Source organism: Bacteroides sp. OF04-15BH (assembly GCF_003477995.1).
Taxonomy (GTDB): Bacteria; Bacteroidota; Bacteroidia; order Bacteroidales; family Bacteroidaceae; genus Paraprevotella.
The window spans coordinates 57,467-79,952 of the sequence record NZ_QUEM01000016.1 but is presented as its reverse complement, the minus strand read 5'-3'; the positions used below and the strand labels follow the sequence as shown (position 1 = coordinate 79,952).

Here is a 22,486-nt window from a genome sequence, read left to right as displayed (position 1 = left end):
CCTCCGCGGTGTTTTTCATAGATTAGTTCATTAAATATTATCTGTCCTGATTTATTACTAATGCATCGCATTTAAACCTGTTGCTTACTAATATGAAAAGTAAAGTAGGAAGAGTTTTATTAACATGTAAAGTGAATCAGTAAGTATAAACAAAAATGTGTGAAGTAATTTTAGGCATAGTCAAGTGACGTGTCTGGCTAAAAATAACTCGTTAATTTTTTAGAATCGTAGGATATAATAGGTTTATGAAATATTGTAGTTTTTGCGGTCATCCGAATCCGGATGAGGCTGTGTTTTGTGGAAAATGTGGTAAAAAATTGAATTTAAATACACAGAAAAATGGATCTTGGGTGGATTCATTGAATGATTATGTAGGGAATAGTAGACCGGCAGATCTTAACTGGAAGGTACTTTTCTCGGATGTTTTTAAGAAGCATTCAAAAGAAGAAGCTGAGATGATTTTTATTTGTGGAACATCAATGACAACACCGGATAGAAGTCAAGTGTCTAAGGATTGGCCTCATCCTTGGTTGTATAGCCGGGTCTTGTTGATATTTGTTATAGCTTTTGCTTTATTATGGATTTGTTGTAGTGTGTTTGGAAATACCAACGCATTGCCAGGATTGATTGTGGTAGGTTCATTTGCTGTTCCTTTGGCTACAATGATTCTTTTTATGGAGGTGAATGCCTGGAGAAATGTCAGTATGTATGAAGTGGTGAGAATCTTTCTAGTAGGAGGATGTGCATCACTGGTTACTACTCTTTTTCTGTTCTCAATATACTCTGTAGATGAATTGGATTTCTTTGGAGCAATTATGGTCGGATTGATAGAAGAAATCGGTAAAATGGTTATCGTTTATCTCTTCTTGCGGTATTTTGGGAAATTATCTATATTAACAGGTATGTTGGTTGGTGCCGCTGTGGGAGCTGGATTTGCTGCTTTTGAGTCTGCAGGATATGCATTACATCCTTTGGTAGAGTTCTTACAATACTCAGGGTATGCAGCTGCTTATGGACAACAGATTGACAGTGGACAGATGATTGATGCCATTAATCAGACAATATTCTTGCGTGGATTTTTAGCTCCAGGAGGACATGTCGCTTGGGCTGCAATATCCGGCGCTGCGTTAGTGATTGCTGCTAAAGCCCGAGGAGAGATTTCAACAAATTTGTTTACTGACAGTAAATTCTTGAGGTTGTTCATAATCCCTGTGCTCCTTCATGCTTTATGGGATTCTCCTTTATCTGCAATAGGGGCAGATATTTTCCTTGTACCCATATTATTGGTAATATTTGTGTGGATTATAGTTTTGATTTTAATAAACATGGGATTATCTGAGGTTGCAGAGCAACAAGTAATAAGTTAGTATTATGAAAATATGTCCAAAATGTCATACTAAGTATGATGATTCAATGAGCTTTTGTGTTAAGGATGGATGTCAGTTACAAGAGAATCTGTCCGGTGAGACTCCAACGACATCGTCAAAACCGAATAAAAGAAAAGGATGTTTGAAAGCGTTTATAATTACGTTGGTCGTTTTTATATTGGGAATATTCTTGCTATATCGGCATGTAATGAATGCCGCCACTTATTTGAGAACAGAACCAGAAGTTTTAACGGCAGCAAAAGGCGGTGAAAAGTTGATATTGATTATGATGGTTATGTATGGACTATTAATCATCAACCGGATTGGGTTAGTATTGATGAGTCTGAGAATTACTTTGAAATAGCTGTTGAGCCTAATAAAACAGGACAGAATAGAGAGGGAACTATAACAATTCAGAGTGGCAAACTGTTGACTCAGGTTGTGGTTCGTCAGTTTGCTTATGCAACAGTCCTGAATGTATCAGAAAGTAAATTGCACTTTGGAAAAGATGGTGGAAGTGAAACAGTATCCTTAGAGACTGATGGTTGTGAATGGAAAGCTCAATTTCCTCAATGGATTGACGTAGAAGAAACAGAGCAAGGAGATTTGAGAATTTCTTGTTCCGAGAATGAGGGTGAATATAGAACCGGATCTGTTGTCATTCAAGAAGATCAGATTGTGGCAACAATTTTCTTATCTCAAGGAGGTGAATGTAATGTATGCCATGGAGAAGGTGAAATTTCTTGTAGTTCTTGTTGGGGAACAGGAAGTTCTGGTTTTGGATTCTATTCTATGTCTTGCTTTGCATGCGGAGGAACGGGAAAGGTAGCATGTAGTTCTTGTAACGGACTTGGTTACATAGAATAAGAATGGAGCATAATAATCAGGTAAGATAATTCGTGATGCAGGTTGTTTATTAAAAAATAATATTGAAAAATCACATGACAGATCAGGAGATAGTTGAAAAATTGATAGTTAATGATGCTCGTATGATTCGGGATTTCTTTTTTGTAAGGTGTAGAGGAGCCTTAATGTATATAGGGCAGTATTATTGTCCGAATCTACAGATGCCGGAAGAGCTTATAGGAGAATTTTATGAGTTTCTTTCATCAGATGATTGGCATAAACTGCGGATTTTTAAATATACGTGTTCTTTAAATTCCTATATAACGATTATTGCTTCTCGTTATTTTCAACATAAACGGAATAAAGAATTGTTACTGTTAGGTGACGATGTCTCTTTTGCACAGAAATTGCAGGCAGAAAAAAATACGGATCATTTTTTTATGGATGATCTTAATCGTATTGTAAAAAAAATGCAGCCTTTTGATAGGTTTTTAGTAGAACGTATTCTTATAGATGGAGAAAAGCCTGGAAATATTCTTGATGAAGCAAAAGTTTTTATAGAAAATGATGTGACTCTTGATACTAAAGCAAAAACTGATGCTCAGGTTTCCGGTTATATTTATACCCGCTATAATAGAATTAGAAAAGGATTACAAAAACAAATGCTTGCTATGGGATATGGAAAATAATGCAGTTCTGATGAATAATGTCGAATTACTCGGAAAAGTTCTTGATGGGCAGGCTACTGGTAAAGAACGAAGAGCAGTCTTGAAAAATATGTCTGACGTTGTATTTGATGAGTTTTTTATGGTAGCATTGCGGGCTACAATATTATTTAATGAAAACATTGATGATTATGACAAAATGCAATAAAATTTCAGATGAAGAATTGGCAGCATATTTGGAAGATATGTTGACTGGGAAGGATATCACAAAAATGAACCAAGAAATGGATCTTGATACTTTTGAAGTTTTAAATGTATCACGTCAGGCTATGGATAATTTTCCGTCTGATAAGATTATAGACTTGCCCTCTTGGGATAATTTTGATGCATCCTCAGCTGCCATTGAGCCTTTACATAAACCATTAGCTATGGCAGGTTTTTTAGGGGATATAAATACAGATGATGAAGAAGAGGAGGATTGCAGTATTCAAAAATAATTTGCATAAATGGATGACTTGAGAAAGGCAATAAACAAGTCGGTTATGATTTACATAGCCGGCTGTTTTTGTTTTGTGATTGTGGCTTTAATCTCTATTTATTGGGGATATTATATTATATGGAATTATGGGGAGCATGATTTCTCAATGCATATGACTGTTTTGTCATTTGGAGGATGCTGGTTGCTTTGGGAGATGATCAAAGCCTTTAGGTTCAAGACAGGCTTGCCTGAAAGTTTTCTTCCTGTTACAAATAAAGATTATCCAGAGTTATTTGCAATAATTGAGGAAATCACCAGTGCGTTGAACTTACCTCCTGTAGATAAAGTTTACTTGTGCCCAGATGTGACAGCTGCTGTTTTTATTCAACCGCAGTTAAGTAATATTCTATTATCACCGAACCGCAATCTGGTAATAGGGATGGGCTTTTTGACTCAACTTGATGATAATGAAATACGTGCTATACTTTATCACGAGTTCGGACATTATGTACAGAGCGAGATGAAGAGCTCTTTATCCGTGTATACTATCGGACAGTTTGCACGGTCTTTTTTATCCATTAAGGAGTTGAAAAAAGAAAGTACGTGGCAACAACAGCTAAAGTCACAACTGTTATTGTTTACTTATTTTACCAATTGGATTTGTAATCGTATTAATAAGGATTATGCACAATTAGCAAAACAAATGGAATATGATGCAGATGACGTAGCTGTGAAATATGTCGGTGCGCCTACATTACAGCGTGCTTTACTTCATGCTGTTTGTATAAGATATAATTATAAAGTGGTTCAATGGGGATTACAACAGTTAGGTGCTCAGGGTATTGAAGTAGATAATGTTTATTTGGCTTTACATTTGGTAGAAAACTATTCGCGTCCAACACGGAACTTGTTAAGTTCAGAGATCATTAAGCGAGTAGAACGTTTGGGGAGATTAGTACCGGATATTTCTATCCAATCAACGTGTAATATTCGCAGACAAGCGATGCAAAGAGTGCAGTCTTCCAGGAAAACTGTAAAACTATGCTCCGCAAATCAGTTTGCTTTGTGGTTACAAAAAGGATTTGGTATTTACACAAAACAGAAACAAATGAAGACTTCTGTTACTTTAATGATTTGTCTTGACAGCAGAAAGCATAAATTACCTTGGTTTGATGCTACGTATAAAGTGTTATTGGATGGAAAAGATATTGGTACCGGTAATTTTATAAAAGGGTATACTCTGAAACGTAAAACTTCTCCTGGAAAACATAGTATTTCTGTATATGCTCCTTCGGGGCTTATTTCAACACCTTTTGAGCTAAATGTGGAATCTGACAAAATTTATAAAATAGATATGGATTATAAGGTCTTCTTATTGAAGGGATATTATGATGTGTTTGTAGAAAAAGTAACTATGATCTGAGAATTTGTACGAAAAAATATTTGCATTTGATAGATTTCTGTGAAAATACTCTCTTTTTTATAAAATAACTTAGAAGTTGTGCCCGACACATAAAGGGTTATAAAATTATGAAAAAGAATATTGTATTTATTGGAGTTTGTTTGATTGCGGGGGGGCTTTGCGTTTTTTCATCCTGTAATCGTACTGATAGTAATTCTAATTATTCAGCTGAGAATTTATACGAGGTTGAGAACCAGCAAACTTCTGTTTGTCCTAATTGTGGTGGATATGGTGTGTATGGAGGATATACCTGCATTGTTTGTAACGGAACTGGACAAGTGCAACTTGAAGAAGTAGAAACCCGTTCTTATGGTAATATTAGTTTTAGAGGAGCGTCTTATATTTATGGACCATGCAATTCAGGATGTGGATGTGAACAATATGTTCATGCTCCAGGACAGACTAAATGCGTGAACTGTGAATATTATCATTGTACATCAAATAAGTTTGGGCATAAAAAAATATATAAGTAATTTTTTGTTTAAGAATATAATTAGATTGGGTTGCTATGAAAAGAGCTTTTATTTTGTTATGGAAGGGGTTAACCAGATTCCTTACCGCTATAGCTGAGTGGTTTACTGTGATTTTGGGTATGAAAGATGATTCCATGTATGGAAAAATTCTTCGCCGGACAGTTGGTACGTGTTTCACTTTGATGGTTCTGTTTGTGACTTCTGCTGCTGTCGCGGCCTTTGTTGAAGGGATTGTCGGCACATTTTGTAATGATTCCGAAGAACTTTATGATACACAATATTTATCGAGAAATACCACTTATTATGTTGCTGATGGAAAAGATGGCTATATTGAGAATGAGAATGGAAAGAAGACTATCAAGGGGATCAGTTGGATTGCCAAGCCTTTAGGAGACGATTCATTGGTGTGCTACAGTAATGGCAGGAAGCGCGGATATTTCAATATATATTCCGGTAAGACTGTTATCAAGCCTCAATATGCACATGCCTGGATCTTTTCGGAAGGATTGGCTTCGGTTGATGATAATGGATGGATAAAATTCATCGATGGTACAGGTAAGGTTGTCATCGACTTGAAAATGCCTTATATTCCGGGTATTGAAGGTTATGTGTTCCATAATCAGCACTGTGCTGTCCATAATGATCGTCGGGACCGCTGGGGCCTGATCAACAAACAGGGACAGTGGGTTTTGAATGCTGAATATTTTTCAATTGAGCCTTGTGATACCTTCTGGATTCTTGATAATGGTAAGGAACAGAGTATGATAACAGACAATATGCAAACGGTAATCCCGTTTTCTGCGGGCAGCGTGAGGATCAGTTTAAGGGATCAGACCATTATAGCTACGATGAGTGATCATACAGTCAAGACATTTAATTTACAGGGTGACTTGATAGAAGATTTCTGTATCCAGAATATTGAAATGATGACTTACGACACAGAGAAACTGTATTCTGCTGAATCATTGGAGGATGAATATAGCGGATATGAGAGTACGCCAATACAGGCTGTAGCCAAATGTAAACGATATGAAGCTGAATATGGATGGTATGGACTGATGACTCCGGAAGGAAAGATTCTGACCCCTCCAGCTTATTCTTCCATAGAGGCTATAGGTGCAGACCTGTATTTTTGTCAAAATGACAACAGTAACGGTATTTTGCTGAATGGCAAGGGAGAAAAAGTTGATGAAAAAAACTTCTAGTTACTATCGTTAACGAGCAACAAAGTAAGAATGAAGGAGCTTATTTGTTGATATGTGATAAATTCTAGATGATAAGATTATGAGAAATATATTGATATTGTTATGTTGTGCTGTTACGTTATTTAATGGCACATCCTGTAAGAGTCGTATAGAGGTTCAGAATGCTGATATATCCCAAGGAGCGGTAAATCCCGGTTGTAGGGTTGCGCAATTTGTCCAGCAAGCACGAATGGGACATACAGAGGCTTATGATTCTTTGGCACTTTGTTATCGGGATGGAGCAGGTGTGAAAAAGAGTAGTGCTAATATGATGTTTATGTATATGCTTTCCGGAAAACTAAAGGGAAATGATATTAAAGATATTATAGAAGCCATGAAGCAGGACCGGATATTCCCTTTATTGATAGATGTGCTGGATCATCGAAGAATTGAAGATGTTCCTCGGGAAGCAGTAGAAAAATTAAGATGTGTATCTCCTGCGGATGCTTTGATTTTTGATGCAGTTTATGCTCTTGAATGTGAGAATGATACGGCTAAGTCTGAACAGTTGTTTCTTGAAGCAGGAGTTCAGGGAAGTGACATGGCACCTGTTTTGCATACAGTAATGTACAAACATTTGAAGTGCCCGGAAAAATATGAACAGAATCTTCGCAGGTATGCTGAAAAATATCCGATTATGTATGTTGAGTTGGGGAATATAAGTATGCAGGAGAATGATGAAGAGCATTGGATGAAAGCTGTAGAGTATTATAACCTTGCTGATCAATGTGGTATGTTGACACCAAGGGGTGCCCGAAACCTGTCTATTGCTTATCGTTTGCTGGAAAAAGCGGGTAAGATGAAATGTGATCCCAAAGAGATGGCACGTTTGGAAATGTTAGGGAATAGGATTGTTTCTGTCAATTAAGAGAAATAGTTTGAAAAACGAATTCTTCTTTTCTGTTTTTGTCGAGTTCATTCAGGCTAAATTTTTATTTTTGCGATCTGTTACGTTAATCCTAAAATACGATACTTAAGATGGATAGACAAAAACTTTTATGCTCTATAGCTTTGCTGGGATGTGGTGCCGCCTTATGGGCTCAGAATACGGCACGCCCGAATGTACTTTTGATTTATGCCGATGATTTGGGCAACGGTGATTTGGAATGCTATGATGCCAAGAATGTAAAGACTCCCAATGTGAATGCCTTGGCTCAGGACGGTATCCTGTTTACCAATGCACATGCTGTGGCAGCTACCAGTACTCCCTCGCGTTACTCTCTGCTTACGGGTGAGTATGCCTGGCGTAAGAAAGGAACGGATGTGGCAGCCGGAAATGCCGGTATGATTATCAAGCCCGGACAATATACACTGGCAGATGTGTTCAAGAATTCCGGTTATGCTACTGCGGCCATCGGCAAGTGGCACTTAGGGCTGGGAGCCGAGAGCGGAAAACAGGACTGGAATGCTCCTCTGCCGACTCATCCCGGCGATTTGGGTTTTGATTATTCCTATATTATGGCTGCTACGGGCGACCGTGTGCCTTGTGTCTTTATCGAGAACGGTATGGTAGCCAACTATGATCCGAGTGCTCCGATAGAGGTGAGCTATGCGAAACCTTTCCCCGGTGAACCGTTGGGAAAAGACCATCCGGAACTGTTGTATAATCTGAAACCCTCGCACGGACATGATCAGGCCATTGTGAACGGCATCAGCCGCATCGGTTATATGAAAGGGGGAGGAAAAGCTCTGTGGAAGGATGAGAATATTGCGGATTCCATAGCAGCTCATGCCTTGGAATTTATTGACAAAAATAAGGACAAACCTTTCTTTATGTATTTGGCTACCAATGATGTGCACGTACCCCGCTTCCCGCATGAACGTTTCCGCGGAAAGAATCCGATGGGACTGCGTGGCGATGCTATTGCCCAGTTTGACTGGACGGTGGGGCAGGTAATTGACTACCTGAAGAAGAACGGACTGTATGAGAATACCCTGATCATCCTGTCGAGCGATAACGGTCCGGTACTTGACGACGGATATGCGGATCAGGCTGCTGAGCTGTTGGATGGACATTCTCCAACCCGTGGATTGCGTGGTAATAAATACAGCGCCTTTGAGGGAGGAACGCGGATTCCGTTTATCGTTTCCTGGCCACAGCATATCCGTAAAGGCAAAACATCGGACGCGCTGTTCTCACAGATTGACTTGTTCCGTTCTTTTGGAGAATTGCTTCAGGCCCGTCTGCCAAAAGGATCGGCACCGGACAGCAAGAACCATCTGACAACTCTGTTGGGCGATGATGCGCAGGGACGTGATTACGTGATTGAGCAGTCTTATAATCATACCTTATCTATACGCGATAAGGAGTGGAAATATATCGAGCCGAGCGACGGTCCGGCCGGTGTTCCTTGGGTTCCGGTTATCGAATCGGGAAACAGCAAGGAACCTCAGTTGTATCATTTGTCAAAAGATCGTGAGGAAAAGAAAAATGTTATAGACGAGAACGGGCAGAAAGCTCAGGAACTGAAGGCAAAGCTTCAGGCTGTGAGAGAGGGACGGATGTGATAGGTTGCATTTCTGGGGAAATGACTTCTCCGAATATTTTTCTTTATAAACAGGGGATAAGTCTATTTTCCTATTATCTTTGCGTAAAGATTTAAAAGAGAAGACCATGATGAAATATCCGATAGGCATTCAGAGCTTCGACCGTATTGTGGAAGACGGTTATGTGTATGTAGACAAAACCGATTTGATTTACAGTCTGACACATGAAGGAAGTATTTACTTTCTGAGTCGTCCGCGTCGTTTTGGCAAGAGTCTGCTGGTTTCCACCTTAGAGAATTATTATCTGGGGCGGAAAGAACTGTTCCGTGGCCTGGCTATGGAACGTCTGGAAAAGGAGTGGGCGGTATATCCGGTATTCCATGTGGATTTCAATGGAGGAAATTTTACGAAGTCAGGAGAACTGGAACAGAAAATAAATTTTTATCTGGCACAATGGGAACAGCAGTATAATCTGCCGGTTCGGACTCATGAATTGGGCTACGGTGATCGATTTATCAATATTCTGGAAACAGCCCACCAACAGACCGGTCGCCGTGCCGTGGTGCTTATCGATGAGTACGACAAGCCGATACTGGATGTGCTGGATGTGGATACCGATCTGGAGAATCAGCATCGAAACATTCTGAAAGCATTCTATTCGGTCTTCAAGGGTGCGGATAGCCATTTGCAGTTTGTATTGCTGACGGGAGTGACCAAGTTTTCTCAGGTCAGTGTGTTCAGCGGTTTCAACCAGCCTAAGGACATCAGTATGGATGCCCGTTATGAGGCTTTGTGTGGCATTACGCAGGAAGAGATTGACCGTAATTTTGCAGAACCGATAGCCGCTATGGCGGCCGAATACCAGTGTACGCCGGAAGAGATGCGCCGGAAATTGAAAGCACACTACGACGGCTATCACTTCAGCGACCGTTTGACGGATATTTACAATCCGTTCAGTCTGCTTAATGCGTTGGACAGTCTTCGCATTCGTGACTTCTGGTTCAGCACGGGCACACCGACCTATCTGATTCGTCTGCTTGCTCACTTCAAGGAGAATATGAACGAACTTACGGGCAAGTATTATGCCCCGGAGGAATTCATTGACTACAAGGCCGATGTGGAGCGCCCTCTGCCGATGATCTATCAGAGCGGTTACCTGACGATCAAGGCTTACGACATGCGGCGTAACCGTTTTTTGCTGGACTTTCCGAACAACGAAGTGAAGAGCGGTTTTCTGACGGCTCTGGCTACTTCCTACCTTCGGCCCGGGAAACGGGTGGAAGGGTGGATCTTCGATTTATTGGACGCTTTGGAGGCCGGCGATGTGGAGCTGGTGCATACCCTGTTTACTTCTTTCCTTTCGAGCATTCCCTATACGATGCGGCGCAAGGAAGATGAGGCGGAGCGGGAGCGTTATTTCCAGTATACGTTTTATCTGATTCTTCGTCTGGTGAGCGTGTATACGGTTTATGTGGAAAAGGTGCAGAGTCAAGGCCGTGTGGACTGTGTGCTGGAAACGGCTGACTATGTCTATATCTTCGAGTTCAAGCTGGACGGTACGGCTGAAGAAGCCTTGCAGCAGATTGAGGAGAAAGGCTATGCCCGCGAATATGCTGCCGACAGCCGGAAACTGTATTGCATCGGTGCCAGTTTCTCTTCGGAGACAGGCACGATCGGTGACTGGGAAGTAAAAAACAACTAATTCGTAATTGTCTCGGACTGAAAAAGTTGATCCGATAGGAATGTTATGATAGAGTATATGATTACAGCAATCCCCTCCTTTAAAAACTCTTTAAAACAGTTTTTAGAAGGAGGGGATTACTGTTTATATTCTTCTGGTTCAAGTATCTATAGGCCGCCTTTGAACTCTTTTCGATTCAGTATTTTCAAACTCTTCTTTGTAACTTATTATAAATCAGGATTTTTATTTTTCAAAGCGAATCCACATTCACATCCCATACCACCAGTTCTTTCTTCGCGTTGAAGGTGGGCATATAGAAATGGTTGTTTCTGAAGACACGGACTTCTGCGGACGGCCCCCAGTTCTCAATCGTATCACTTCTGGAATCAAGTACATACCAACAATCCAGCTCTTCATAGGTGCGACCGGTCTGACGGACAATTTCACCGCTATCATCCACCAAAACAATTGTGGCATAATCCTTCATACATACACGATACCCCTTATAACGTCCGAAATACTCCAAATTATCCGGGATATGCTGATAGACGGAATCATACAGCAGTTCATCCCCGGTACGATAGGAATATTCCCGAAGAAGATTCTGGTGAAAGTCATAAATTCGGCTGATACTGGTTGTGCTGTTCTTTACATTAGACAACTTAAAGGACGGCTTGGCATCAATGGGACCGATAAAGCATCTTTCAAAGGGAGGCGTTTTCAATGGGATACAATCAACCGCTCCCTTATTGTCACGGTGCATCCGATACAGGGCATGGTCCTCGCGATGGATCAGATAAAGCGAATCGCCGATCAGACGGAAACTCACCATGCCCGAAAAGCGGATACCTAACGGACGACGATAGGCCAGCTTGCCCTGTTCGTAACAGGTAACCGTCAGCGGGCTGCCACCCAAGAAATAGAATGTGCCCTTGCCATCCGTGTCGAAACCCGACAGGATCAGTTCGTTCGTCTTCGCTTTATAGACGCAGGTTACGGAGTCTGGGGAATTTTGGAAAGAGAAGACATGTTTCTTCCATAATTGGGCGGATAAATTAAGGGAACAGGTAAATGCCAGCACGAACAAGACCGGCAACCAATTTAAAGTTTTCATATTTGTTCTCATGACTCTATTTTTTTAAAATTACTTTAACGATAGTTTCTTTCAATAGCAATACAATACCACAATCCCTCATTTTTCGTGGTATTCCTGACACACTTCACATCAACGCAGATATCGCCCGAACGTTCCTGAGCATTCAAGGCTATAGAAACAAGCATGCAGACTTATTTCCAGCAGTTTTTAATACATTTCTCATAATGTTTTTTTAAAAGGTAAATAGATCCAATATTTCGATATATTCAGCCAATAGCACTTCATTAATCGGCTTTTCTAACAGAAATATGCCGAACTTAGGAGAAAAAATAAGGAATGGCAAATATAAATGATGTTTTTTTGTTAAAAGTATACTTAAGTATACCTGTTAAATAGCTTTCTCTTAAAAAGTAAAGGTTGAAAAGCAGTTTTTAATTTTTCCCAATCTATTTTGTCGGCTAATAGAAAAGTAGATACGATAGCTTCGGTATGTCTGGTAGGTAGCTGAATAAAAAGGGCTATTATTCGTCTTTTTGATTAATAAATCTGCAAGTTTCTTAACCTATAAGATAAGAAAACTTGCAGATTTATATAAACTAAATTATTGAATATCAGTGAATAAAATATTTTAAGGGACAACAGTTTATAGAGACAAAAGTCTTTCTGCCACAAGGAAATGTTTATGCCTGTACTTTTATTAAGTTGTGGGGCGAGTCGGAGTTTGTATTCTTAGTGCTTCGGTTTCCGATTGAAGTGATAGACGGCATGCAGCATGATATAGCTGGGGAGAATACGATGCCACGACTCCGTGCGTCCCTGTGCATTCACTTCATAGGATGTTGCCGACTGCTGATTGAAGATATCACGTCCTTCCAGTTTAAGTATAAGTTTACCGTGTAGCAAAGCCTGACTGATGTTTGCATTGACGACAAATTCATTTCGATTCATGACGCTGCTGCTATAGCCGAGGCGGCTATACATTAAGGCATCTACGTTGAATGTCGTGTGCCAAGACTCTATCGTATGCTGTGCATTCACGCCATAACTGAAGTCGAATGTGCTAATGGTCTCTTGTGAGGGACGATGACCCCAAGTACGCCGCCAAGCTACATTGCCCAGCAATGTGGCTTTGGTTGATTTGCCTGTATAGCGAATCTTCAGGGTTTCGTTGGGTTTGACCGTTTCTACCTTGTTGAGCTGTGCCTCATTGAGCCCTTCGACCGACGCAAAGTCAACGGAATGCCATACATCGGCACTCAATTCATTGTCAAGCCACCAAAGCTGCTTGCTACCCAGGGCAAACGACATTTGGTGAGAAGAATGCCACATCCAATTGCCTTTTACATTCTCAGGACGATAGGTGTATGCCGTTGTTTGCGGATTGTAAGTCATACCTTGAGCTACAGAACGCGCATAGTAAGTAAAATCCGATCCTACACGCATATTCCTCTTCATGACATTCTTTTCGCGTACGGTATGATTCCAGTCAAATCTGGCATTGAACTTCTGGTTATTCTTCAAGTACGGATTTCCGGTGACGATATTCAGCGGGTTGCGGGCGTCACGATAGGGCATTATGTTCTGCAATCCGGGTGAAGAGGTCTGGAAGTTCATTCGGAGAGAGAGCTCTTTATACTTAATCCGGAGAGAGGGGTTTAGCGCAAGCAGGTTGCGGGTGGCAAGAGTATCCAGTACGTCCCGGCGATAAGCCAGTCGTTCTTTTTGGAAGTTCAACGGCAGCTGAAGGGTCACTTCCACGGGCAGTCTTTTCCCTGGAAGCAATTTAAGCGTTAGGTTGAAATTGCCTTCTTGTGTACGCATATCGCTGAAAGTACTATTCACAGGGTCGTAGGCATGCCAAAGCATTTCTTTGCTTGAAGGAATCAGGTCAAGTTTTACGCTGTCTTCCAATCCCCATCCATCCAGATTATTCAGTACAAACAAATCATCGGTCGATTTCTTACGACTTTGTTGATATCCTATGCTTATATTGCTTTCCAATCGTTTCCAATAAGGTAGGCGATAGGAAATATTGGGCGCAAAAGAATAGTTGGTAAAAGCGGCATCCTGGTACTCATGACGATAGTCTTGGGTAGTACTTTCTTCTTGTGTTTGCCTCTTGTTATAACTCCTCAATACAGTGTGGATTGCTCTCAAGTTGTTTAAGGAAACAGTGATTTGCTTATGCCAGGGAAGAGACATGTTGAAATCTCCAGATGAAATGCCATACTCTTTTTTCCTTTCCAAATTGTTGAATTTCTGTTTCATAGCCTCATACTCGCTGCTTCTGTGTGACAACATGGTGTTATGGTTTGTTTCATCGTCTTCATAAAAGACACGCCATTCACCTCGAATACTAAGAGGTAAATATACAACTGTTTGATGAAGCATAACTTCATTAAGTATCTGACGCATTTGTTGACTTGTGTTCTGGTAGGTAGATCCTGTCGGTAGAAAGAATTCCTGGAATGATTTAGATTCATTCAGATTGTCCTTACGGTCTACGCTGATCGTATTATAAAGAGCCAGCGATGGAAAGCCATACTGCTTCTTGGTGGACTCATAATCCAATGATAGCCCAGCTCCTTTACGCTTGGAGGGATGATTCGCTCCTCCCCAAATACGTCTATAGTTTTGTCCCCATACTCCAGACAGTCCACTCGTTTCGTCATTGATGTTGTTTAGGTTGGCAAATGCACCAATACTAAGGGTCTTCGTTAGAAGAAATCCAAAGGCTTTTGCCAAATATCGGTCGTGTGTGCCTCCGGCTATATCGCAATTTGCGATACCTCCGAGTGCATACTCGTCCTTAAGATTCACATCCATGACGTATTCCTTTTCGGCGTTTAAGTCGCCCGTTAAAACGGATTGTAAGGAGCGGCGTTCAAAGACTTTTAGCTCCTTGACCGTAAAATAGGGCAGATTTTCCATGAGTACAGCCTGATTTCCTCCAAAGACCTTCCTGGTATTTAGAGTCAGTTCGTCAATTTTGCGGCCATTGATAAAGATCTCTCCATTTTCATTTATCTTTGCCCCGGGAAGCTGTTCTATCAAGTGAGAAAGCATGGAACCTTCGGGCATATTAAATGCTGTCGCATCGTAAACCAAGGTATCGCCTCTCATCTTTACCTTGATGCGAGTTGCGCGTACCACAACTTCACCCATGTTACGCACGGAAGCCGACTTGCGGGTATATATGGTAGGTATCAAAAGCCTTTTTTCCTTGCAATTTGCAGGTACGGTCACCTTTCCCCAACTGTCTTCATAGCCTTCCTTGGTCACACGAATCAGGTAATCGCCGGGCTGGTTGGCTATAAAGAAGTCAAAGATGGTTGTAAAATGCGCATTATCATTACCGATATGATATACTTTGGGCTCACTGTTTACTATTGTGCTGTCTGCATGCATCAAGGTTACTTGACAATCCGTGATTCCATTTTGCAGAAAAGAATCAAGGATTTTACCTTGCAAATTGATTTGAGGGTATTGGGCAAATGCCGGACTTGCCAGAAATATTGTCAATATATAGAATATGATTTTTTTCATGGACAATGATATTAAAGGTTATGAAATAAGGAACATAGAAAACGGCAACGAGTCATAATACATCTGTCCTCCAATAAACAAAAAGTATGCCAATTTATTATTTCTTTAAATATCAATGCTTTAGCAAAAAGCGTAGTGTCCGAAAATGGACACAGTGTCCATTTTCGGACACAAAAGCGGACATTAATCTTGATCTTTCTGTATTTATATGTATTGTCTTGGACTGAAAAAAACTGACCTGATAGGAATATGATAGAGTCATTAATATATGACAATCCCCTCCTTTTAAAACCGCTTTAAACCAGTTTTAAAAGAAGGGGATTACTGTATGTGTCTTTAAATCAAGATGAGATTATACCACAAATACCGAAATCAATTGGATGAACAGGATCAGGAAGACCATGGCAATCGGGTAAACAGTAGCATAGGCTACTCCCGGGATATTGCTGTCCACCATAGAATCGGCCGCTGCCAGACCCGGAGTACTGGTCATACCACCGGTGAGGGTACCCAAAAGGTCGAGCATGGAAATCTTGAATACCAGACGGGCCACAAGGGTGGCAATGATCATCGGTACCAGGGTGATGAACATACCCACCACGAACATGCTCCAACCGCTTTCCTGGAATGTGGCTACCAGTTTCTGACCGGCGGAAGTTCCGACTTCGGAGAGGAAAAGCAGCAGACCCAACTGACGCAGCAGCTGATTGGCCGGACCGGACATGGTCCAAAGAATCGGACCGGTCTTGCCGATGGCACTTAAAATCAGGGTGGTGAGCAACACGCCACCGGTCAATCCCGGTGAGAAAGATACGCCGCCCGGGAAGGTGACATTCAGCTTGCCTACCAATACACCGAGTACGATGCCCACGGCAATCGGGAAGAAGTCTGTATCGGACAGTAATTTTACATTGTTTCCCAATAATTCGGAAGCTCCCTTCACGCCTTCAATCTCTCCTACAATCATCAGTTTGTCGCCAAACTTCAGCACCAGATCCGGAGTAGGAGTCAGGTCGATACCGCTACGGCGTACACGAGTGATGACGCAACCATAGTTTTCATGAAGGTTCAGACTGCCGATATTCTTGTTGACCATATCTTTTTTGGTAACCAGAATGGTTTCCACAATCTGACGTTTGGTGAGCGGAAGCTCTCCTTCCTGACGTTCTCCCATCATATCGGCCAGCATGGCCAGAGATTCTTCACTGCCCACAGCCTGAATATAATCATTCTGCTGCAAGGAATATGAAGCCGACGGCATGAGAATCTGTGTGCCGCTTTTGATTCGTGATACCACGGCACCTGTTACGGCACGGATATTCAGTTGGGCCAGGGATTTGCCAAAGGCTGCGGAGTTGGTAACATGGAACACGCAGGTTTTCAATTGCGGGAACTGACCAATGCGTTCGGCCTCCAGTTGCCGTGCTTCTTCCTCCAGATTGACTTTAAGCAGACGGGGAAGCAATTTGACAAAAAGGATCACACCGATGACACCGAAGGGATAAGCGATACCGTAGGCAATGGATGCCAGCGGTGAGTTGGTGCTGTCGATGGCTACGGCCAGACCTGGGGTACTGGTCAGCGCACCGGCGATGAGACCTACTGTACTCGGGGTATCCAGTCCGAACAGATATTTCAGTCCCACGGCGGTGAGGGATGCCGAAAGAATGATCAGCACGGTAATCAGAATCAGCGTTTTGCCTTTGCTCCGGAAGGAATCAAAGAATCCGGGACCGGCCTGGATTCCGATGGTAAAGATAAAGAGTACCAGACCCAGATCACCCAGTTCCTTGGGGATCAGTACGCCATAGTGTCCGAATAAAAGAGCGACAAAAATCACAGCAGAGATGTCCAGCGACAAACCTTTGATACGGATTCTGCCCAGCATGAATCCCAAAGCCACTATGACAAACAGAGCGAAATAAGAGGATTTAAGTAGTTCTGCAAACATTTTGGTTTTTTCAATTAATAAATGAGGTTAGTAATAAAGTTTTCCGCACAAAAATAGATAAAAACATTGGTCTGCAAAAAGTTTGCTACTTATTCTGCCTGAAAATGATGCCTTATTAAGATATTTATTTGAAAATGTCTACTTTTCTATTATTCATAGCCTTACATTCACTTTTTTTCGCTATTTTTGCAGGTTAGAAAATAAATTCATATTAAATGTACTGATTATGCTTACATTAAAACTGATTACAGAACAGACCGAGAGAGTGATCAAAGGTTTGGAGAAAAAGCACTTCAACGGTGCTAAGGAAGCGATTGAAAAAGTCATTGCAACAGATAAAATACGCCGTGAGGCCCAGACCAAGCTGGACCAGAATCTGTCGGAAAGCAAGAAGATGGCCGCACAGATCGGTGCTTTGATGAAAGCCGGCAACAAGGAAGAAGCCGAGGCTGTAAAGGCACAGGTGGCTCAGCTGAAAGAGGTGAACAAGGCTCTGGAGGCCGAGATGGATGCCGCACAGAAGAGCGTGATCGAGCAGCTTTGCGCCATTCCTAATATTCCTTATGACCTGGTACCGGAAGGTGTGGGTGCTGAGGATAATGTGGTGGTAAAGACCGGTGGTATGGAAACTGAGTTGCCGAAGGATGCGCTGCCTCACTGGGAACTGGCCAAGAAGTATGATCTGATTGACTTCGATCTGGGTGTGAAGATCACCGGTGCCGGATTCCCTGTTTATAAAGGTAAGGGTGCCCGTTTGCAGCGTGCGTTGATCAACTTCTTCCTGGATGAGGCCCGCAAATCCGGTTATACCGAGATTATGCCTCCTACTGTAGTAAATCAGGCTTCCGGTTACGGTACCGGTCAGTTGCCGGATAAGGAAGGACAGATGTATCACTGCAATCTGGACGACCTGTATCTGATCCCTACTGCCGAGGTTCCGGTAACCAATATCTATCGTGATGTGATTATCGACGAGAAGGATCTGCCGATCAAGAACTGTGCTTACACTCAGTGTTTCCGTCGTGAGGCCGGATCATACGGTAAGGATGTGCGCGGACTGAACCGTCTGCATGAGTTCTCAAAGGTGGAGATCGTACGTATTGACACTCCGGAGCACTCAGAGCAGTCACATCAGGAGATGCTGGCTCACGTAGAGGGACTGTTGCAGAAACTGGAGTTGCCTTACCGCATTCTGCGTCTGTGTGGTGGCGACATGAGCTTTACTTCATCTATCTGTTATGACTTTGAGGTTTACTCAGAGGCTCAGAAGCGTTGGTTGGAGGTAAGTTCAGTTTCTAACTTCGATACTTATCAGGCCAACCGTCTGAAATGCCGTTACCGTAAGGCTGAGGACAAGAAGACAGAGTTGTGCCACACCCTGAACGGCTCGGCTTTGGCTTTGCCACGTATTGTTGCTGCCATCATGGAGAACTTCCAGACTCCGGAGGGAATCCGCATTCCAAAATGCCTGGTTCCTTACTGCGGTTTCGAGATGCTGGATGAAAAACCTTTCTAAACAGTAAGCATTAATCATCAAATAAAACATATATTAAATCAGAAAAGAATGAATAAGATTGTTTCCAAAGAGCAGTTTTCGGAGAAGGTCTTTAAATTTGAGATTGAAGCTCCTTTGATTGCCAAGGCTCGTAAGGCAGGCCATTTCGTAATCGTGCGTGTCGGTGAGAAGGGTGAGCGTATGCCGCTGACCATTGCCGGTGCTGATACACGTAAGGGTACCATCACCCTGGTGGTACAGAAAGTGGGACTGTCTTCAACCCGTCTGTGTCAGTTGGAGGTAGGCGATGAGATTACCGACGTGGTAGGCCCTCTGGGAAAGGCAACACACATTGAGAATTTCGGAACCGTAGTTTGTGCCGGCGGTGGTGTCGGTGTGGCTCCGATGTTGCCGATCATTCAGGCTTTGAAAGAGGCCGGTAACCGTGTGATCTCTGTGTTGGCCGGTCGCAGCAAGGATCTGATTATCCTGGAAGACGAGGTACGCAAGAGCTCAGACGAGGTGATCATCATGACCGATGACGGAAGCTACGGACAGAAAGGTCTGGTAACAGAAGGAATCGAGCAGGTGATCCAGCGCGAGAAGGTGGACAAGTGTTTTGCCATCGGTCCGGCAATCATGATGAAGTTCTGCTGCCTGCTGACTCAGAAATACAATATCCCGACTGATGTCTCTTTGAATACAATCATGGTGGACGGAACCGGTATGTGCGGTGCCTGTCGTATCACTGTAGGCGGAAAGACCCGCTTCGTATGCGTGGATGGTCCGGAATTTGACGGACACCAGGTTGACTTCAACGAAATGTTGAAGCGTATGGGTGCCTTCAAGAAGGAAGAGGCTCAGGAGATGTGTCATCTGGAGCAGGATTTCCAGGCGCACATGGATCAGGTGGATCAGCACCTGAATCCGGAGTGGGCCGCACTGGCTGCCGAGATGGATACGACTACTCCGCTGAGCGAGCTGACCGACCGCAATGCGGCATGGCGTCAGGAAATCCGTAAGGCGATGAAACCGAAGGAGCGTACTGCCATTCCACGTGTCGTAATGAACGAGTTGGATCCGGTTTATCGTGCTACAACCCGTACCGAGGAGGTGAACACCGGTCTGACCCGCGAGCAGGCAATCACTGAGGCTAAGCGTTGTCTGGACTGTGCCAACCCAACCTGTATGCAGGGATGTCCGGTGAGCATCAACATTCCGTCATTCATCAAGAATATTGAACGCGGCGAGTTCCTCAATGCAGCCCGTGTATTGAAGAGCACTTCTGCGCTGCCGGCTGTATGCGGTCGTGTTTGTCCGCAGGAGAAGCAGTGCGAGAGCCAGTGTATCCACCTGAAGATGAACGAGCCGGCTGTGGCTATTGGTTATCTGGAGCGTTTTGCTGCCGACTTTGAGCGCGAGAGCGGAAAGATGTCTGTTCCAGAGTGTGCTCCTGCCAATGGCATCAAGGTGGCTGTTATCGGTTCAGGTCCTGCGGGTCTGTCTTTTGCCGGTGACATGGCCAAGAACGGTTATGACGTTACCGTATTCGAGGCATTGCACGAAATCGGTGGTGTATTGAAATATGGTATTCCGGAGTTCCGTTTGCCGAACAAGATTGTAGATGTGGAAATCCGCAATCTGGAGAAAATCGGTGTACACTTCGTGAAGGACTGTCTGGTAGGTAAGACTATCAGTGTGAAGGAACTGGAGAACGAAGGCTTCAAGGGAATCTTTGTAGGTTCCGGTGCCGGTCTGCCGAACTTCATGGGTATTCCGGGAGAGAACAGCATCAACATCATGTCCAGCAACGAGTATCTGACCCGTGTGAATCTGATGGACGCTTCCAATCCGGAAACAGATACCCCGATCAACAAGGCCAAGAACGTGATGGTAGTCGGTGGCGGTAACACGGCTATGGACTCTTGCCGTACAGCCAAGCGTCTGGGTGCCGAGCGCGTCTTCATCGTGTACCGTCGTTCTGAGGCAGAGATGCCGGCCCGTATCGAGGAGGTAAAACATGCCAAGGAAGAGGGTATCGAATTCCTGACCCTGCATAACCCGATTGAGTATCTGGCTGATGAGAACGGAGCCGTGAAGGCTGTCGTATTGCAGAAGATGCAGTTGGGTGAGCCGGATGCCAGCGGTCGCCGCAGTCCGGAACCGATTCCGGGAGCAACCGAGACCATCGATATTGATATGTCTATCGTGGCTGTCGGTGTATCTCCAAACCCAATCGTTCCGACTTCTATCGAAGGACTGGAACTGGGCCGCAAGAACACCATCGTGGTGAACGAGGGCATGCAGACCAATCTGCCTACCATCTTTGCCGGTGGTGACATTGTGCGCGGAGGTGCTACCGTAATTTTGGCTATGGGCGACGGTCGCAAGGCTGCTGCCAGCATGCACGAATATCTGCAGCAGCAGTAATTTACTGAATTCTTTTTAATAGATCAATATGATGAATCTTGTCTGCCGGAGTCTTCCGGCGGGCAAGATTTTAATTTCTTATTTCGTTTTGTCTTTTTTATGAGTGGCTTATATAGTATTCTGCTGCTGATCTGCAGCAATATATTCATGACTCTGGCCTGGTATGGACATTTGAAGTTGCAGGAAAACGGAACCAGCAGCAACTGGCCGCTGATCGGAGTGATTCTCTTTTCCTGGATTATCGCTTTCGCGGAGTATTGTTGTCAGGTGCCGGCCAACCGTATTGGTTTCGTGGGTAATGGCGGTCCGTTCAGTCTGATGCAGCTGAAGGTGATTCAGGAGGTGATTTCTCTGATCGTCTTCACCGTTATGGCCAATGTGATGTTTCAGGGACAGAGTCTGCACTGGAACCATCTGGCAGCTTTCTGTTGTCTGATTCTGGCCGTGTATTTTATCTTTATGAAATAACCCGTTGATGAAACCGACCGAGAAAGATTTATTGGAACGCCGCATCTGGCGTCATTTCAACAAAGGAATCATGGAATATGGATTGCTGGAAGAAGGCGATCATATTCTGTTGGGGATTTCCGGAGGCAAGGATTCTCTGGCCCTGTTGGAATTCATGGCCCGGAGGGCGCGGATCTATCGTCCGCAAATCCAGTTGGAAGCTCTGCATGTGCGCATGACCAATATCGCCTATGAGAGTGACAATCACTATCTGGAGCAGTTTGCCGCTGAGCACGGGGTGAGACTTCATATTCGGGAGACCTCTTTCGATGCTTCGACCGACACACGGAAGAGCCCCTGCTTTCTGTGCTCCTGGAATCGCCGGAAAATGCTTTTCGAGACGGCCAAAGAGTTGGGATGCAACAAGATTGCTTTGGGGCATCATCAGGATGACATTCTGCATACCACCTTGCTGAACTTCAGTTTTCAGGGACAGTTCTCCACCATGCCGGCCCGGTTGCGCATGCGCAAGTTTCCGATGACCATCATCCGTCCGTTCTGCATGGTGCAGGAGCGCGATCTGGCGGCCTGGGCTGCGATGCAGGAATATCAGAAACAAAAGAAACTTTGTCCGTACGAGCGCGATTCCCACCGTTCGGACATGAGAAACATCTTCGACCAAATTGAACAGATGAATCCCGAAGCCCGGCATTCCATGTGGAACGCTTTGGACCGAGAGGGTAAATTGGTGGAAGAATAGAACACTGAATTGTTTTTTAACAGATAAATAATTCTTCTATTAGAAAGATTTGTCTATC

19 protein-coding genes are annotated in these 22,486 nt (G+C 43.4%); 16 read left to right on the top strand and 3 right to left on the bottom strand.

Going from position 1 to position 22,486, the window contains the following annotated elements; all coding sequences use genetic code 11:
• Positions 1-245: 245 nt before the first annotated feature.
• The 12 genes from DXA74_RS08895 (at position 246) to DXA74_RS08840 (ending at position 10,724) form a co-directional block, all read left to right on the top strand.
• Complete coding sequence (locus tag DXA74_RS08895) at positions 246-1,367, top strand: PrsW family glutamic-type intramembrane protease (protein ID WP_118526764.1); 1,122 nt, start codon at positions 246-248, stop codon at positions 1,365-1,367.
• Positions 1,368-1,371: 4 nt separating this feature from the next.
• The gene (locus DXA74_RS08890; RefSeq protein WP_118526762.1) at positions 1,372-1,731 is read left to right on the top strand and encodes a hypothetical protein; all 360 of its coding nucleotides are present in this window, start codon (positions 1,372-1,374) and stop codon (positions 1,729-1,731) included.
• Complete coding sequence (locus DXA74_RS08885) at positions 1,647-2,234, top strand: BACON domain-containing protein (RefSeq protein WP_370448493.1); 588 nt, start codon at positions 1,647-1,649, stop codon at positions 2,232-2,234. The genes DXA74_RS08890 and DXA74_RS08885 overlap by 85 nt, the downstream gene beginning before the upstream one ends.
• A 74-nt stretch (positions 2,235-2,308) precedes the next feature.
• Positions 2,309-2,902 carry a hypothetical protein gene (locus tag DXA74_RS08880; RefSeq protein WP_118526758.1) on the top strand — a complete coding sequence of 198 codons (594 nt, stop codon included), beginning with the start codon at positions 2,309-2,311 and terminating at the stop codon, positions 2,900-2,902.
• Entirely contained in the window at positions 2,892-3,086 is a 195-nt protein-coding gene (locus tag DXA74_RS08875; RefSeq protein WP_118526756.1) for a hypothetical protein, read from the top strand. Before DXA74_RS08880 ends, DXA74_RS08875 begins: the two co-directional genes overlap by 11 nt.
• Positions 3,070-3,375 carry a hypothetical protein gene (locus tag DXA74_RS08870; protein ID WP_118526754.1) on the top strand — a complete coding sequence of 102 codons (306 nt, stop codon included), beginning with the start codon at positions 3,070-3,072 and terminating at the stop codon, positions 3,373-3,375. Before DXA74_RS08875 ends, DXA74_RS08870 begins: the two co-directional genes overlap by 17 nt.
• A 45-nt stretch (positions 3,376-3,420) precedes the next feature.
• Positions 3,421-4,779, top strand: coding sequence for a M48 family metallopeptidase (locus DXA74_RS08865; RefSeq protein ID WP_158576048.1), 1,359 nt, complete (start codon positions 3,421-3,423; stop codon positions 4,777-4,779).
• A 107-nt stretch (positions 4,780-4,886) separates the two neighbouring features.
• Positions 4,887-5,291 (top strand): hypothetical protein, encoded by a 405-nt coding sequence (locus DXA74_RS16210; RefSeq protein ID WP_147401067.1) that lies wholly within the window; start codon positions 4,887-4,889, stop codon positions 5,289-5,291.
• Positions 5,292-5,326: 35 nt separating this feature from the next.
• Complete coding sequence (locus DXA74_RS08855) at positions 5,327-6,496, top strand: WG repeat-containing protein (RefSeq protein ID WP_118526748.1); 1,170 nt, start codon at positions 5,327-5,329, stop codon at positions 6,494-6,496.
• Positions 6,497-6,575: 79 nt separating this feature from the next.
• Positions 6,576-7,403, top strand: a complete 828-nt coding sequence (locus DXA74_RS08850) for a hypothetical protein (RefSeq protein ID WP_147401066.1) — start codon at positions 6,576-6,578, stop codon at positions 7,401-7,403.
• 110 nt (positions 7,404-7,513) lie between these two features.
• A complete protein-coding gene (locus tag DXA74_RS08845) occupies positions 7,514-9,043 on the top strand; it encodes an arylsulfatase (protein ID WP_118526744.1) in 1,530 nt (509 codons plus the stop codon).
• 109 nt (positions 9,044-9,152) lie between these two features.
• Positions 9,153-10,724: an ATP-binding protein gene (locus DXA74_RS08840; RefSeq protein ID WP_118526778.1), complete on the top strand. Its 1,572-nt coding sequence runs from the start codon at positions 9,153-9,155 to the stop codon at positions 10,722-10,724.
• 229 nt (positions 10,725-10,953) lie between these two features.
• Here DXA74_RS08840 and DXA74_RS08835 read toward each other — a convergent pair whose 3' ends face one another.
• The 3 genes from DXA74_RS08835 to DXA74_RS08825 form a co-directional block, all read right to left on the bottom strand.
• Positions 10,954-11,817, bottom strand: coding sequence for a hypothetical protein (locus DXA74_RS08835; RefSeq protein ID WP_118526742.1), 864 nt, complete (start codon positions 11,815-11,817; stop codon positions 10,954-10,956).
• Between the two features lie 711 nt (positions 11,818-12,528).
• Entirely contained in the window at positions 12,529-15,345 is a 2,817-nt protein-coding gene (locus tag DXA74_RS08830; protein WP_118526740.1) for an outer membrane beta-barrel protein, read from the bottom strand.
• Between the two features lie 352 nt (positions 15,346-15,697).
• Complete coding sequence (locus DXA74_RS08825) at positions 15,698-17,296, bottom strand: aspartate:alanine exchanger family transporter (protein WP_118526738.1); 1,599 nt, start codon at positions 17,294-17,296, stop codon at positions 15,698-15,700.
• Between the two features lie 226 nt (positions 17,297-17,522).
• On the opposite strand from DXA74_RS08825, the gene serS reads away from it, so the two are divergent.
• The 4 genes from serS to DXA74_RS08805 all read left to right on the top strand — a co-directional run bounded on the left by serS (position 17,523) and on the right by DXA74_RS08805 (position 22,428).
• On the top strand, positions 17,523-18,812 hold the full coding sequence (gene serS / locus DXA74_RS08820; RefSeq protein WP_118526736.1) for a serine--tRNA ligase: 1,290 nt from the start codon (positions 17,523-17,525) through the stop codon (positions 18,810-18,812).
• A gap of 48 nt (positions 18,813-18,860) precedes the next feature.
• Positions 18,861-21,221 (top strand): bifunctional dihydroorotate dehydrogenase B NAD binding subunit/NADPH-dependent glutamate synthase, encoded by a 2,361-nt coding sequence (locus DXA74_RS08815; protein ID WP_118526734.1) that lies wholly within the window; start codon positions 18,861-18,863, stop codon positions 21,219-21,221.
• A gap of 99 nt (positions 21,222-21,320) precedes the next feature.
• Positions 21,321-21,689 (top strand): DMT family protein, encoded by a 369-nt coding sequence (locus DXA74_RS08810; RefSeq protein WP_118526732.1) that lies wholly within the window; start codon positions 21,321-21,323, stop codon positions 21,687-21,689.
• A 4-nt stretch (positions 21,690-21,693) separates the two neighbouring features.
• Positions 21,694-22,428, top strand: coding sequence for an ATP-binding protein (locus tag DXA74_RS08805; protein ID WP_118526730.1), 735 nt, complete (start codon positions 21,694-21,696; stop codon positions 22,426-22,428).
• Positions 22,429-22,486: the final 58 nt, after the last annotated feature.